General features: G+C 50.4%; 11 protein-coding genes. 7 read left to right on the top strand and 4 right to left on the bottom strand.

Annotated elements, in window-relative coordinates; genetic code table 11:
• The first annotated feature begins 130 nt into the window (after window positions 1-130).
• Together AB1757_26840 and AB1757_26835 are read left to right on the top strand one after the other, a co-directional pair.
• Window positions 131-1,033 carry an alpha/beta hydrolase gene (locus AB1757_26840; GenBank protein ID MEW6130677.1) on the top strand — a complete coding sequence of 301 codons (903 nt, stop codon included), beginning with the start codon at window positions 131-133 and terminating at the stop codon, window positions 1,031-1,033.
• A 197-nt stretch (window positions 1,034-1,230) separates the two neighbouring features.
• Window positions 1,231-2,664, top strand: a complete 1,434-nt coding sequence (locus AB1757_26835) for a PhoPQ-activated pathogenicity-related family protein (protein MEW6130676.1) — start codon at window positions 1,231-1,233, stop codon at window positions 2,662-2,664.
• A 114-nt stretch (window positions 2,665-2,778) separates the two neighbouring features.
• Here AB1757_26835 and AB1757_26830 read toward each other — a convergent pair whose 3' ends face one another.
• Both AB1757_26830 and AB1757_26825 read right to left on the bottom strand, forming a co-directional pair.
• Entirely contained in the window at window positions 2,779-3,891 is a 1,113-nt protein-coding gene (locus AB1757_26830) for a hypothetical protein (GenBank protein ID MEW6130675.1), read from the bottom strand.
• Between the two features lie 355 nt (window positions 3,892-4,246).
• Entirely contained in the window at window positions 4,247-4,801 is a 555-nt protein-coding gene (locus AB1757_26825; protein ID MEW6130674.1) for a hemerythrin domain-containing protein, read from the bottom strand.
• 480 nt (window positions 4,802-5,281) lie between these two features.
• Between AB1757_26825 and mnmG the strand changes: the two genes are divergently transcribed.
• The 4 genes from mnmG (at window position 5,282) to AB1757_26805 (ending at window position 10,263) form a co-directional block, all read left to right on the top strand.
• Complete coding sequence (gene mnmG / locus AB1757_26820; protein MEW6130673.1) at window positions 5,282-7,153, top strand: tRNA uridine-5-carboxymethylaminomethyl(34) synthesis enzyme MnmG; 1,872 nt, start codon at window positions 5,282-5,284, stop codon at window positions 7,151-7,153.
• Window positions 7,154-7,370: 217 nt separating this feature from the next.
• A complete protein-coding gene (locus AB1757_26815) occupies window positions 7,371-9,458 on the top strand; it encodes a S46 family peptidase (protein MEW6130672.1) in 2,088 nt (695 codons plus the stop codon).
• 62 nt (window positions 9,459-9,520) lie between these two features.
• The gene (locus AB1757_26810) at window positions 9,521-9,787 is read left to right on the top strand and encodes a hypothetical protein (protein ID MEW6130671.1); all 267 of its coding nucleotides are present in this window, start codon (window positions 9,521-9,523) and stop codon (window positions 9,785-9,787) included.
• Window positions 9,784-10,263 (top strand): putative toxin-antitoxin system toxin component, PIN family, encoded by a 480-nt coding sequence (locus tag AB1757_26805; GenBank protein ID MEW6130670.1) that lies wholly within the window; start codon window positions 9,784-9,786, stop codon window positions 10,261-10,263. Before AB1757_26810 ends, AB1757_26805 begins: the two co-directional genes overlap by 4 nt.
• Before the next feature lie 428 nt (window positions 10,264-10,691).
• On the opposite strand, the gene AB1757_26800 is transcribed toward AB1757_26805, so the two are convergent.
• Window positions 10,692-12,431 carry a proline--tRNA ligase gene (locus AB1757_26800; GenBank protein MEW6130669.1) on the bottom strand — a complete coding sequence of 580 codons (1,740 nt, stop codon included), beginning with the start codon at window positions 12,429-12,431 and terminating at the stop codon, window positions 10,692-10,694.
• Window positions 12,432-12,733: 302 nt separating this feature from the next.
• Between AB1757_26800 and AB1757_26795 the strand changes: the two genes are divergently transcribed.
• Window positions 12,734-13,051 (top strand): EthD family reductase, encoded by a 318-nt coding sequence (locus tag AB1757_26795; protein ID MEW6130668.1) that lies wholly within the window; start codon window positions 12,734-12,736, stop codon window positions 13,049-13,051.
• A gap of 26 nt (window positions 13,052-13,077) precedes the next feature.
• Here the strand turns inward: AB1757_26795 and fumC are convergent, their stop codons facing one another.
• Complete coding sequence (fumC, locus tag AB1757_26790) at window positions 13,078-14,484, bottom strand: class II fumarate hydratase (protein ID MEW6130667.1); 1,407 nt, start codon at window positions 14,482-14,484, stop codon at window positions 13,078-13,080.
• Window positions 14,485-14,510 lie beyond the last annotated feature (26 nt).

Raw genomic sequence — 14,510 nt, 5'->3', positions numbered from 1 at the left:
ATAAAATGGTGGCTCTCAAACATAAAGCTCTTAAGCAAAAGAAAACCGGTTATGAAAGAGCCAGGTCTTGAATCGCATTGCGCTTCATCAGGCGTGCCGTTATGATTCGCCACTATCAACGGAGATACCCATGAGGAAAAGGCTTTTGTATGCTTTCATCCTAAGCGCGCTTTTTAATTTGCCAACCGTCAATAGACAAACTGCGCCGCCACTTGAACCGCTGTGGCCGCAAGGCGCGCCTGCCGCCAAAGGCAGCCAACCGGAAGACACACCGGCGATTCAGTATTATCCTGCGCCTGCCGATAAAGCGACGGGCGCTGCCATTGTCGTTTGTCCGGGCGGCAGCTACGGTCATCTTGCGTCCCACGAAGGGCACGATGTGGCGTTGTGGCTCAATCGTCTGGGAATTACCGCCTTCGTTCTCAAATATCGTCTGGGTCCGCGCTATCATCACCCGGCGATGATGTGGGATGTGCAGCGGGCGATTCGTCTGGCGCGCACTAAAGCCACCGAATGGAAAATCGACCCGCATCGTATCGGGGTGATGGGATTTTCAGCGGGCGGGCATCTGGCATCGACCGCCGCCACGCATTTCGATGACGGCAATGCGCAAGCTGCCGACCCGGTTGACCGCGTGAGCAGTCGCCCGGATGTGGCGATTCTCTGCTATCCGGTGATTACGATGAAGTCACCGTTTACGCACAGCGGCTCGCGTAAAAATTTATTGGGCGAAACGCCTGCGCCGGAGTTGATAGACTGGCTTTCCAATGAAACGCAGGTGACGGCAAAAACCCCGCCGACCTTTTTATTTCACACGGTCGATGACAGTGGTGTGCCTGTTGAAAACAGCACCAGGTTTGCCGATGCCTTGCGCAAAAATAATGTCAAATTTGAAATGCACCTCTTTGAACACGGCAGACATGGCGTAGGGTTAGCCAAAGACGATGCGACCTTGAGCCTCTGGTCTACACTCTTAGAAAATTGGTTGCGCGGACAGGGCTTTTTAAATTCCAATGATGCTTCAAAAAAATAGTTCCAGTGGAAAATTTTAGGTTGATTACCCGAAACGTGGGTAAATTTCAAGCGTCTTGATACGAGTGATTTTATGTAACCCTCTGCGTCTCGGTGTCTCAGTGGTGAAAAAGAAAAATACAGAGACACCGAGAGTTGATAGAAAATTTCCGCCACCGAATGACGCACAGGCTTCGATTCCATAAGGAGAGTTTTCAAGTGAGCAACAGGATTAGTTTGTCATTGATTCGTCATACCATTTTATGCGCCTTGATTTTATTGATTGGCAGCTATGTTTATGCCGCGCCGCGCGAGCGCAACCTGCGCAAACAGACAGCCCTTGACCGTTACGTTTTCAAACCGGATGCGAATTATCGCTATGACTTGCTCAATACCGTGAAAGGCGCGGGCTATACGGCATTCATCATCGAACTCACGTCGCAACAGTGGCGCGCGGCTGAAGAGGTTGACCGCCCGTTGTGGAAACATTGGTTGGTCATCATTCAACCCGAAAAGGTGACCACTTCAACGGCAATGCTGTTTATCAATGGCGGCTCAAATGGCAGCAAAGCGCCAAACGGCGCGGATGCGAATCTCGCGGCGGTTGCGGTTGATACGCAAGCCGTGGTTGCCGATTTACGTATGGTGCCAAACGAGCCATTGACCTTTAAAGATGAAACGAAATCACGCACCGAAGATGGCATCATCGCTTACACGTGGGAGAAATTTTTAAAGACCGGCGATGAAACCTGGCCCCTGCGTCTGCCGATGACCAAAGCCGCGGTGCGCGCGATGGATACGGTAACGGCATTTTGCGGCGAGGCGGAACGCGGAAAGCTTAGGGTTGATAAATTCGTTGTCGCCGGGGGGTCAAAACGCGGCTGGACAGCGTGGACAACCGCCGCAGTTGATGATCGGGTGACGGCTGTGGTGCCGATTGTGATTGATGTTTTAAACAATGAAAAAAGCATGGAACATCATTTCCGGGCTTATGGTTTTTGGGCACCGGCGATTGCCGATTACTCGAACCTGCATTCATGGTCGGGCACGCCGCAGTACGCCGAACTCATGAAAATCGAAGACCCGTATTCGTATCGCGAACGACTCACCATGCCGAAATTGATTATGAACTCGACCGGCGACCAGTTCTTTCTGCCTGATTCCTGGCAATTTTATTTCGATGATTTGCGGGGCGAGAAAAATCTGCGTTACATCCCGAACACCAGACATGACCTGCGCAATTCGGATGCCCGCGACAGTCTGCATGCATTTTTTGAATCGGTGGTAAAAAATCAACCGCGCCCACGCTTTTCCTGGAGGATTGAAAAGGATGGTTCAATAACTGTGCAAACCAAAGACCAGCCTACAGAAGTCAAGCTCTGGCAGGCGACTAATGCGAAAGCTCGCGATTTTCGTTTGGATACGATAGGCGCGGTTTATAAGAGTTCCGTGTTGACCGCTAAAAAAGCAGGAATGTATCACGCTCAAATTGCAGCGCCTATGGAAGGCTTTACAGCTTATTTTGTGGAGTTGACCTTTCCGAGCGGCGGCAAATATCCACTAAAACTAACAACCGGGGTGCGGGTGACGCCTGATAAATTGCCCTTTGCCGTGCCGAAACGCGAAGCTGTCGGAGCGCAAAACAACAAGTAATCGCTTATAAAAATTTCAACCTGCTCACCTGTCTTGTGAGCAGAAAAAATAAAGCCCGACACAACCGAGTTTTGTTTGATTGTGTCGGGCTGCTCAATTTCAAACAGACTCAAATTAGTCTGAAAAGAGTGCCGTTAAACCGAGAATTCCGGTTAAGACTGCGCCCAAAATTGAGATTCTGCCATTTGAGTAGTTCCCATAACGATGGCGGCTATAATAACCGTCTTCGTAACCGCGACGGAATCCTTCGCGGAAATAGTAATTGTACTCAGACTGGTCTACATAAAATCCCGTGTAACCATAGTTAGCATCCTGATAGGCAAACGAGGAGCGATAATCAAATCTCCAGCCATCTTCTCTATCCGCCTGTCCGGCACGGAATCCTTCCTGATAACCCTGGTTAATTGCCTGTCGCAGCAAATCTGCTGCGTAGCGATTTACCTGATAGTACCTGCCAGCGCGATAGTAACGGTAACTCGGTGGCGTGTAGAAATACGGGTCGTTGTAGTAGTTGTAATTTCTCATCGCCTGAATCCGGCGTTGCTGTTCGCGCAGGTGCTCAAAATAAGCCTGCTGATAACGATATTGCTGTATACGTCTTTGTCGTTGCAGGTAATTTAAACGGTCACGGGAAATTCGCTCACGTTGTTCAAGCGCCTGACGATACTGCACAATTCGTTGTTGTTGACGATTAATCAACGCCTGTTGCTGCTGTTGCGACAGCCGTTCGCGTTCGGCTCTGGCGGCTTGTTTCTGTTGTTGATTTTGCAAATGGCGTTGCCGAGCCTCTTCCTGTCGCTGTTGTTCTAAACGTTGTTGCGCGGCGCGTTGCTGCTGACGCACAACTTCCTGTTGTTGACGCGCAGCTTCCTGTTGTTGCGCCGTTTGTTGACGAGCAGCGCGTTGTTGCTGACGCTGTTGCTGTTGTTGCTGCTCCTGACGTTGCTGCTCTAAGCGACGCTGTTGTTTTTCCTGCTGGCGCTGAGTTTCCAGCTGTTGTTGACGTTGTAGTTCTTGTTGAGCTTGTTGTTGTCGTTCAGTGCGACGTTGCTGCTTTTGTTGCTGTCGCTGCTGTTCGGCTTGTTGCTGTTCTTGACGACGCTGCTCTTTGCGTGCCTGCTTGTCTTGTTGTCCGTTCTGCTGTGTGTAAACCGGCATTCCGGTTCCGACTAAAAACAGTGCGCTCATTACAAGAGATAATAGACGTGTAAAAATATTTCTTTTCATAATTTATCTCCTTCTTCTGTTGTATGCCGCTAAGACTTTTTGTAAGAAATCACAAGGCAATCCATCACTGCAAAAAGTCCGATTGGCTACATACATTTCAATTCAATTTTATTGGCAAATAGCGTGCCTTCGAGTAAATGGTGCAATAACAGTATTTGGATTTTAAAAGAGGAGAAGGTGAGACACCATTTCGTACGCCGGTGAAGCGAAAGCGTTACTTTTTAAAAGCCGCTGGCTTATCAAAATTTTTATGAAGATTTCATAAAATGGCAGGATGCAAAAATTTAAAATTCATTGGTAAATGAGCAGCAGACGGCGATAAAGGTCGCGTAAGTGTTAGCTCATCTTAAAAAATTTAAACCGCCCATTTCTCTTCAAGCGTTGAGGCAAGGTCTTCGTATTCGCGAACCGCATCCGTGCCGAGACTATTTTCTGCAAGTTTAAAATCCTGGTAGAGCGCGTCTTTGTCCGGCTGCTCTAATAACTCTTCAGCCAATCGAAATAGCGTCGCGTCTTCGTGGCGCAAATGCCCGATGAGGTGCGCTACATATTTGGAGGCGATGTCGGTGAACTGCTCAATAGCCACCGCATCATTTTTCTCGATGCCTTTCACCGCATCCAGTAGCTTTTCTACCAACTCGGTCTCAATTTCATGCTCATAAGAGAGGGCTTGCAGTACGCCGCCTTCGCCGCTGATGCCTTGTTGTCTCAGCCGGGGAAATAGGTATTGTTCTTCTTTGAAGTGGTGAAATCCATGCGCGAAATCGCTGATGAAATCAATAAGTTTTAAAAGATCAGCGGCGGGCACCGTTTCTCCGGCTTTGAGCCTGAAGCAGACGCCCTCAAGCGCCCGCAATGCCCGTTCAATTACCCTGTGTTCGTGTTTCAAAATGTAAAATGGCGCTGACATAAGTCGACTCCTGCATAAAGTGTTAAAGTGAACAAAACTGCAAGCTTTGTGCCGAGGTAAATAGCGGTAAAAACCGGGTTTTTAGGAGGTAAATAATCGAAATTTGCGATTTCGCCGCGTGAAATGCCGCAACCCGATAGGCAATATCACGCAAGCAAGGGTCGCGATAACTTTTAAGACCATATCCATTGATTTCTGTTGGTGGTTTCTCGTGACCTCTGATGAATTCGAGCCAAGGTCTAACCCGGTTCGCGAATCATTTGACAGGTATTTTCATCATCAACCGCAAGCTGTTTATCAACGCTTTCAACATTCATCTGTTCAACCAGAGTATGACTCTACTGTCGCCGCATTCCAAAGCCAGTCCCACTTTTAATCGTACCCGCTTTTAGCGCAAGGTGAATTTCACCATTGCATTTGCCTACCGAAAAGCGTTAAACAAATAGATTACAAAAGACACGGAAATTAAGATGGTAGGTTATGAGCAGCACACTTTCATTTGATGTAGTGGTCATCGGCGCGGGACACGCCGGATGCGAAGCCGCGTACATTGCTGCGCGCATTGGCGCAAAGACCGCGCTTTGCACCATCGATGTCAATTCCATCGGCATGATGAGTTGCAATCCGGCAATCGGCGGCATTGCCAAGGGACATATGGTTCGCGAAGTCGACGCGCTCGGCGGTTTGATGGGCGAAGTTATCGACGCGACCGGCATTCAATTTCGCTTGCTGAATCGCAGCCGTGGGCCTGCCGTGCAATCGCCACGCGCCCAGGCGGATAGAAATCTCTATCGTCGTGAAATGCGCCGTCGACTAGGACTCACGGAAAATCTTACGGTCATCGGCGGCGAAGTCGCGGAAATCCAAATCACCGGCGATAAAATCACCGGCGTCGAACTCGCTGACGGTACAATCATCGAAGCGCGCGCAGTTGTTTTGACCACCGGGACGTTTTTAAACGGTCTGGTTCACGTTGGCAAAAAGACTTTTTCGGCGGGACGCAGCGGCGAACCCGCATCCATCAAATTAGCCGCAAGCATTCGCCGTGTCGGATTTAAAATGGGGCGACTCAAAACCGGAACCCCGCCACGACTTGATGGACGCACGATTGATTACACGAAATTCGAGCGCCAACCGGGCGACCCGGAGCCGGTGCCGTTTTCATTCAAGACCGAACGCATCCGTCGTCAACAAATCGAATGCTTCATCGGCTACACCAACCACAGCGTTCACGACATCATTCGCAATAACATTGATAAATCCCCGCTCTACAGCGGTGATATTCAAGGCATCGGCCCGCGTTACTGCCCGTCGATTGAAGATAAAGTGGTGAAGTTTGCCGAAAAAGACCGGCATCAGATTTTCCTCGAACCCGAAGGCTACGAAACCTATGAGGTTTATCCGAACGGCATCTCGACCAGTATGGATGAAGCGGTGCAGAAAATGTTCGTGCGGGCTATACCTGGACTTGAAGCGGTAAAATTTCTGCGACCCGGTTATGCCATCGAATATGATTTCGTTGACCCGCGCGAACTCTACTCGACGCTTGAAACCAAACAAGTAAACGGGCTTTTTCATGCGGGGCAAATCAATGGCACCAGCGGTTATGAGGAAGCCGCAGGGCAAGGCATTGTCGCTGGAATCAACGCCGCATTGAAAGTTTTAGGTCGCGAACCGGTAGTGCTTGACCGGGCGTCGAGTTATATCGGGGTGATGATTGATGACCTGGTTACCAAAGGCGCAGATGAACCTTACAGAATGTTCACCTCACGCGCCGAAATGCGTTTGTCGCTCAGATATGATAACGCCGACCAGAGGCTTACGCTGCTAGGTTACCAAATCGGTTCGGTTGATGAGACCGACTATCAGGCGTTTTTACGAAGACAGGAAAATGTCGAGCGCGTTAAAACCATTTTAGTGAACAAGAAAATTTCCGAACTCGATGAAGCATTCGTCAATAATTTAGCTATCGAGGGTTCGCAGGACAATCTGGTTGGTAAAAAGCTCGAATATCTGGCGCGGCGTCACGATACCGATATTGAAAAGCTGACGGCGCTGTTGCGCGAAGTGGCAGGAGGCGAAATTGCCGATGCGGAAATTGTTATTGCGCTCAATGACACGCGCTATGCCGGGTATTTGAAAGACCAGGAAACCTTAGCGAAAAAGCGCGCGCGCTATGACAATCTGGAAATTCCCCGCGAGATGGATTTCGCGCAAATCGGCGGATTGTCGAGTGAAGTCATACAAAAACTCACGCGCATTCGCCCGATGACCATCGGGCAGGCAGCGCGCATTCCCGGGATAACTCCTGCGGCGATTTCGATTCTGCTCGTCGCCATGCTTAGAAATTAGGTTGCTAGGCTGAATCCGGCTTACCGGAAAGCCCTGTTGCGCCAGTGAGCGAATCTGCTATCATTTTATTGGCAGCAGCGAACTGCCATCTTCTCCAAGAGTGAGCGGAATGGTAGAGGGCGAGAGGTCAGAACATCTCGCCCTCATTTTTACGCATCTACGAGTTCAGATGATTACCAGCCCGATTAAAACTGCAATTCAATTCGAGGATTATAAAATGCGATTAAAAAAATTATTTAGCCTATTGCTGATTCTTGCTTTCAGCGTGTCAAACATCGCCCTGGCATTTGCCGATGAAGGCATGTGGACATTTAATAACATCCCGAAAGCTGACATTAAAAAACGCTACGGCTTTGAGGTGACCGATGAGTGGTTGAAAAAAGTGCAACTCGGTTCAGTGCGCTTCAATAGCGGCGGCAGCGGGTCTTTCGTTTCGTCCGACGGACTGGTTTTAACCAACCATCACGTCGCTTCCGAAACCCTGCAAAAAATCTCCACCCCGGAAAAAGATTATGTGCGCATCGGGTTTTATGCCAAAACTCATGCCGAAGAAATTAAAGCGCCTGACCTTGAACTCAATGTCCTCGACAGCCTCGAAGACGTCACCACGCGCGTCAATGCCGCAGTGAAAGCCAATGCGTCGCCTGCCGAAGCCAACGCTGCGCGCCGCGCCGCGATAGCTGAAATCGAAAAAGAGTCAACGGAAAAAACCGGACTCAGAAGCGATGTTGTCACGCTCTATCAGGGCGGGCAATATCACCTGTATCGCTATAAAAAATATACTGACGTGCGGTTGGTCTTTGCGCCCGAATTTGACATCGCCTTTTTCGGCGGCGACCCGGATAACTTTGAATATCCGCGTTACGACCTGGATATGGCATTATTCCGCGTTTATGAAAATGATAAGCCCATCAAAAGTCCGAGTTATTTCAAATGGTCAACCAAAGGTTCAAGCGTGAGTGAACTGGTTTTCGTCTCCGGGCATCCCGGTTCGACGCAACGCCTGAATACCGTCGCGCACCTCGAATATCTGCGCGATAACGGCTTGCCTTACACCTTGAAATTACTCGAATCGCGGGTCAAAGCCTTGCGCGAATACAGCAAGAAAGGCGATGAACAATCGCGTCGCGCTCAGGAAGATATTTTCGGAATTGAAAACAGTTTGAAAGCCTTGCGCGGGCAATACGCCGGGCTTCGCGACCCGAAAATCCTTGCGAAAAAACAGGCTGCCGAAACCGCTTTGCGCGCTAGAGTTGCAGCCGACCCGAAAATGAAAAAAGAATTCGCCGATGCCTGGGACGCGATTGCCAAAGGGCGCAAAATGTTTGCCGCGTATTTCAAAGAGCATTCCCTGCTATCAAACGGCGCAGCGTTTGATTCCGAACTTTTCGGCATTGCGCTGGCGCTGGTTCGCTTGACCGAAGAGAGTCAAAAGCCTAACGCCGAACGTCTACCGGAATACACCGATGCGCGCCGCCAGTCGCTTGAACTCGGACTCTATTCACCGGCGCCGATTTATGAAGATTTCGAGAAAGTCAAACTCGCAAATGCCCTGGCGTTTATGCGCGATGAACTGGGAGCTAATCATCCGACGGTGCAGAAAGTTCTGGCGGGTAAAACGCCCGAAGCCCGCGCCGCTGAACTCATTGACGGCAGCAAATTGAAAGACGTTGAGTACCGCAAACAGCTTGCCGCAGGTGGCACAAAAGCCATTCAGGAATCAACGGACGCGATGATTGCCCTTGCCCGAATGATTGACCCGCAAGCGCGTGAACTGCGCAAGAGATATGAGACCGAAGTGCAGGCGAGCGAACGCGCCAATTATGCCAAAATTGCCAAAGCGCGGTTTGAAGTCGAAGGCACGAAAGTCTACCCGGATGCGACCTTTACCCTGCGTTTATCTTATGGCGCGGTGAAAGGCTACACGGTAAATGGCAAATTCATTCCGCCCTTTACGGATTTTGCGGGACTGTTTAAACACGCGGCAGCGCACGGCAACAAAGAGCCTTACAAAATTCCCGAAAGCTGGACAGCGAAAAAAGCTCAGCTTGATATGAAGACGCCGTTCAATTTCGTCACCACGCACGACATCATCGGCGGCAATTCCGGGTCTCCGGTGATTAATAAAAATCTCGAACTCGTGGGTTTGATTTTCGACGGCAATATCGAATCCCTGGTCGGCAATTTCATTTACGACGAAACCCAGAATCGCGCCGTGTCGGTTGATGTCAGAGCCATGTTGTACGCTTTGAAAAATATCTACAGCGCGAAAGAATTGGTCGATGAACTGACGAAAGGTGAGTAACTTGATAGCGCATCGAAGCGCGATAAGACAGGAAAATCAAGCGGCCTGAAAACGGAGGGCGTATGGACATCACGATTACGATTGAGCCGGAGGTGCAAGCCAAACTTCAACAGCGCGCTCAGTCTTTGGGGCAGGATATTAAGGAATTTGTTGAGAGTGTTGTGAAGCAGGAAGCCTTGAAACCTGTTAAAAGCGTTGATGAAATTCTTGCGCCGGTGCGTCAGGAATTCGCCGAAAGCGGCATGACAGAAGATGAGTTAGACGATTTCTTGAATGACGTTCGGGAAAAAGCCTGGCAAGAAAAACCCGCAAAGGATAATGCCCAGTGACCGCAGAGTTGCTCAGGGTGGTTTTCGATTGCAATATCCTCTGGCAAGCGTTCTTTTCAAAAACGGGGGCTTCCGGGCGGTGTCAGAAACTGGTTGAGGATGGAAAAATCATTCTCTTTCTCAGCGCCGACGTGTTGGATGAAGTGCGAGATGTTTTAACCCGACCGGAAACCCAAAACCAGTTTGCCCAAGCCACCCCCGAAGCCGTTGAGGCTTTTCTCAAAGACCTGACAAGCAAAGCCGTCGTCTTGAAATCGGTAGCCCAAAAATTTCGTTATGAACGCGATCCGAAAGATGAACCGTATATCAACCTTGCCGTTGAAACAAAAGCGGATTATCTGGTGAGCCGCGATAAAGACCTGCTTGATTTGATGACCGGACACACCGCCGAATGCAAAGAATTTCGCCAAAGATTTCGCCCGCTGAAAATAATTGACCCGGTCGCATTCTTGAAACTTTTCACAGACCCGGATTAACAAAAATCTCGAACCCGTGGGTTTGATTTTCGACGGCAATATCGAATCCCTGGTCGGCAATTTCATTGTGAAAGAGTTGGTCGATGAACTGACGAAAGGTGAGGTTGCGGCAAGCACACGCTAATTGTAAAACCGCTGGCGCAACGAAAATTAAATTCGTTGCGCTTTTATTTTGAACCGCCAGGACGCCAAGTACGCCAAAAAATTAGTCAGGTTTTGATTTGGCGTTCTTGGCAGGGCTGTAACAAAGTCGGAAGCCGTGATACTGGGAACGCGGACGTCCACGTCCGCCGACTTCACGGCTGTGGACGTGGACGTCCGCGTTCCCAGTTAAAAAGTTTTCTGATTCCTCATAGAGAAGCACTTTTGGATTTGCCCCAGACTTTGTTACAGCCCTGGCGTTCTTGGCGTCCTGGCGGTTTATTCTTTTATGCTGTTGGCATCGCTTCGGCAATTTTCGTTTTAAGAACTGAAACCACTGCGTCAATTGCTACATCCTCTTTTTGCCGTGAAGCGCGCGTCAGGAGTTCAACTTTGCCTTCGCTGATTTTTTTGCCGACGGTCACGCGAAATGGCACGCCTATCAAATCCGCATCATTGAATTTCACACCGGCGCGTTCGTCGCGGTCATCGAGTAAAACTTCAATACCGGCAGCTTCTAATTCACCATAAAGTTTTTCAGCCGCCGCAAGCACCACTTCGTCTTTTACATTCACAGGGGTAACGACGACCTGAAAAGGGGCGATTGCCGGATTCCAGATAATTCCCGCTTCGTCGTTGAAGAGTTCAACCGCTGCGACCATCACGCGCTCAACGCCGATGCCATAACTGCCCATAACTATCGGCACACTTTTGCCATCGGTGGTCAGGACATTCGCGCCCATACTCTCGGAATATTTCAATCCGAGTTTGAAGATGTGACCGATTTCAACGGCTTTGAAAACATCAAGCGGCGATTCACAAGTAGCGCACATCTCACCGGCATTCACAGTGCGCAGGCTCGCCCATTTAGCAACCTGAAGGTCACGCGCCACCGACACGCCACGCAAATGGTGGTCGTCTTTATTTGCCCCGGTGGTCATATTTTTTCGACCTTGCAACGCTTCATCGGCAACAATGCGCGTGATGAGTTTATGGGTTGATGGCGTGACACCGACCGCGCCCAAGGAACCTGCGGATGCGCCGAGGGCTTCGACAATCTCTTCGGGGTGTGCAGGGCGAATCTCAATCGCGCCGGTCGCGTCCGCCAGTTTGGTTTCATTGAGTTCGTGGTCGCCGCGCATCAGCACCAGCGCCAGTTTGCCATCCAGCACATAGACCAGAGTTTTGATTTGCCTATCAGCGGGCGCGCCGCCTTCAAATTGCACCAGGTCTTCAATGGTGCGCACGCCCGGCGTCGGGAAAATTTCCGGCGCGGTGAATTTGTCTTCGCCATCGTTTACGGCGTCAAGTTTCGAGGTCGCTTTTTCAACGTTTGCCGAATAGCCGCATTTTTCGCAAACCACGATGCGGTCTTCACCGGCTTCCGTGCGCACCATAAATTCGGTCGATTTGCTGCCGCCCATCGCGCCGGAACTCGCTTCGACCGGCGTGAATTTCAAACCGCAGCGATTGAATATCGCGCAATAGGCGTTGTATTGGTCGTCGAAAGCTTTATCGAGTCCGGCAAAATCAACGTCGAATGAATAGGCGTCTTTCATAGTGAATTCGCGCACTCTGAGCAGCCCCGATTTAGGGCGCGCTTCGTCGCGGAATTTGGTTTGAATCTGATACCAGACTTGCGGTAGGTCACGGTAAGAACGAAGCGCGCCGCGCGCGATACTCGTGAAAACTTCTTCGTGCGTCATCCCCAGAGCCATCTCTGCGCCTTTGCGGTCTTTCAAGCGAAACATATTGTCGCCCATCACGTCCCAGCGACCCGATTCTTTCCAGACTTCGGCGGGGTGAATCGCCGGCAGTAAAAATTCCTGCGCGCCGATGCGATTCATCTCTTCGCGAATGATTTGCATGACTTTCAAGCGCACGCGATGCCCAAGCGGCAGCATGGAATAGACGCCGGCGGTGAGTTGACGAATGTAACCGGCGCGCACCAGCAGACGGTGGCTGACGACTTCGGCATCGGCAGGGTCTTCACGCAGGGTTGGAATAAACAGCTTCGACCATTTCATAAATTAACGAACTCCTAAAAAAAATTTAGCGCAAGCTCTCTATGCCTGCGCCATTGAGCTAAACGGAATTTGAAAAGGTAACAACCGGATTCAGTTGTAGTCAAACCTACTCGTAAAATTGAATTGTCTACAGATAAAGGTTGCAAATTATCCTCAAAAAATGCGCCTTTCCGCAGCGCAGGCTCGCTCGCATCAATCGATACCATATAAAAAACGCAAATCCGACTTACTGGCTTGCGTCTTTCATAATTTGCAAGGTTGAATATGAATGCAATTTTTATAACAACCGCGAAAGGAAACCAATGATTAAAGTCAGCATCCTTTACCCTAACAATGAAGGCTGTAAATTCGATTTGGATTATTACACTAACACCCACATCCCGATGACCGAAGCGCGACTCAGCGCAGCCCTCAGAGGTGTGACCATCGAAAAAGGATTGAGCAGTGGCGCGCCCGGCTCTCAGCCAACTTATATTGCCGCAGGGCATTTGCTCTTCGATTCCGTCGAAGCGTTTCAGGAAGCAATCGCGCCGCACGCGCAGGAACTCATGGCGGACATTCCGAATTACACCAACGTGCAACCCGTCGTGCAGATTAGCGAAATCACCGTTTCGCGTTAAGCCAATCCGGTAGCTTCGCATTCACTTTACGGATGCGTCATGGTTTCGGGTCGCGCGATTTCATCGAACTCTGCGGCGCTCAGCAAGCCGAGTTTTATGCAGGCGTCACGCAAGGTGCTGCCTTCTACATAAGCCGTATGCGCGAGATGCGCCGCGTTGTCGTAACCGATGCGCGGGGCAAGCGCCGTCACCAGCATCAAAGAATTATTGACGTGCGCCGCAATCTGCGCGCGGTTGAGTTCGATGCCGCGAATCATATAATCGACAAATCCATGACAGGCATCATGAATGAGCGTCACCGAATGCAGGAAATTATGAATGATCACCGGCTTGAAGACATTCAATTCAAAATTGCCCTGTGAACCCGCAAAAGCAATCGCCGCATTATTGCCGTGAACCTGTGCAGTAATCATGGTCATCGCTTCGCACTGCGTGGGATTGACTTTGCCCGGCATAATCGAAGACCCCGGCTCATTTTCAGGAATAATCAACTCGCCGAGTCCGCAACGCGGACCAGACGCCAGCCAGCGTATATCATTGGCAATTTTCATCAGCGACACCGCGAGCGTATGAATTGCGCCGTGCGCAAACACCAGTTCATCATGCGCCGAAAGCGCCGCGAATTTGTTCGGATGCGAACGAAACGGCAAGCCTGTCAGTTCGGCAATGCGCGCTGCCGCGCGTTCGGCAAATTCGGGATGAGTGTTGAGTCCTGTGCCAACGGCTGTGCCGCCGATAGCTAAATCATAAAGCCCATCAAGCGACTCTCTGAGCCTTCGGATGTCGCGCGCAAGCAGACTCGCCCAGCCCGACATCTCCTGCCCGACGGTGAGCGGCGTTGCGTCCTGCAAATGCGTGCGACCAATCTTGACGACTCCGGCAAACGCTTTGGCTTTTGCGTCAATCGCGTCGTGAACCAGTTGAATCGCGGGAATCAGATAATTGTGTACGCGCTCTGCCGCGGCGATGTGCATGGCGGTCGGAAAGGTGTCGTTCGATGATTGCGACATATTTACATCATCGTTGGGGTGAATGGGATTTTTTGAACCGCGTATGCCCCCGGCAAGTTCAATGGCGCGATTGGCGATGACTTCATTCAAATTCATGTTGGTCTGGGTGCCGCTGCCGGTTTGCCAGATACTCAAAGGAAACTGGTCGCTCAATTTTCCCGTGATGATTTCATCAGCGGCTTGAATGATGAGGCGAGCTTTTTCCGCTGGCAATTTGCCGAGGTCGAGATTGACCATCGCGGCGGCTTTTTTCAAAATCGCAAATGCGCGAATCAGTTCCGCTGGCATGCGGTCGTGCCCGATGTTGAAATGAATGAGCGAACGCGCGGTTTGCGCGCCCCAGTAAACCGAAGCGGGCACTGCAATCGCACCCATGCTGTCGGTTTCCATGCGTGTTTGAGAGTTTGATAAATTGCTGGACATAACCTTATTTTCTCCTGCTATAAGTT

The sequence above is a fragment of the Acidobacteriota bacterium genome, assembly GCA_040754075.1.
GTDB lineage: Bacteria > Acidobacteriota > Blastocatellia > UBA7656 > UBA7656 > JBFMDH01.
The sequence above is the reverse complement of the archived record's forward strand: the minus strand, read 5'-3'. Positions and strand labels throughout refer to the sequence as shown.

Coding starts and splice junctions, on each gene's coding strand:
- AB1757_26840 (MEW6130677.1), top strand. CDS start 131: ATGAGGAAAAGGCTTTTGTATGCTTTCATCCTAAGCGCGCTTTTTAAT.
- AB1757_26830 (MEW6130675.1), bottom strand. CDS start 3,891: ATGAAAAGAAATATTTTTACACGTCTATTATCTCTTGTAATGAGCGCA.
- AB1757_26825 (MEW6130674.1), bottom strand. CDS start 4,801: ATGTCAGCGCCATTTTACATTTTGAAACACGAACACAGGGTAATTGAA.
- mnmG (MEW6130673.1), top strand. CDS start 5,282: ATGAGCAGCACACTTTCATTTGATGTAGTGGTCATCGGCGCGGGACAC.
- AB1757_26815 (MEW6130672.1), top strand. CDS start 7,371: ATGCGATTAAAAAAATTATTTAGCCTATTGCTGATTCTTGCTTTCAGC.
- AB1757_26810 (MEW6130671.1), top strand. CDS start 9,521: ATGGACATCACGATTACGATTGAGCCGGAGGTGCAAGCCAAACTTCAA.
- AB1757_26800 (MEW6130669.1), bottom strand. CDS start 12,431: ATGAAATGGTCGAAGCTGTTTATTCCAACCCTGCGTGAAGACCCTGCC.
- AB1757_26795 (MEW6130668.1), top strand. CDS start 12,734: ATGATTAAAGTCAGCATCCTTTACCCTAACAATGAAGGCTGTAAATTC.
- fumC (MEW6130667.1), bottom strand. CDS start 14,484: ATGTCCAGCAATTTATCAAACTCTCAAACACGCATGGAAACCGACAGC.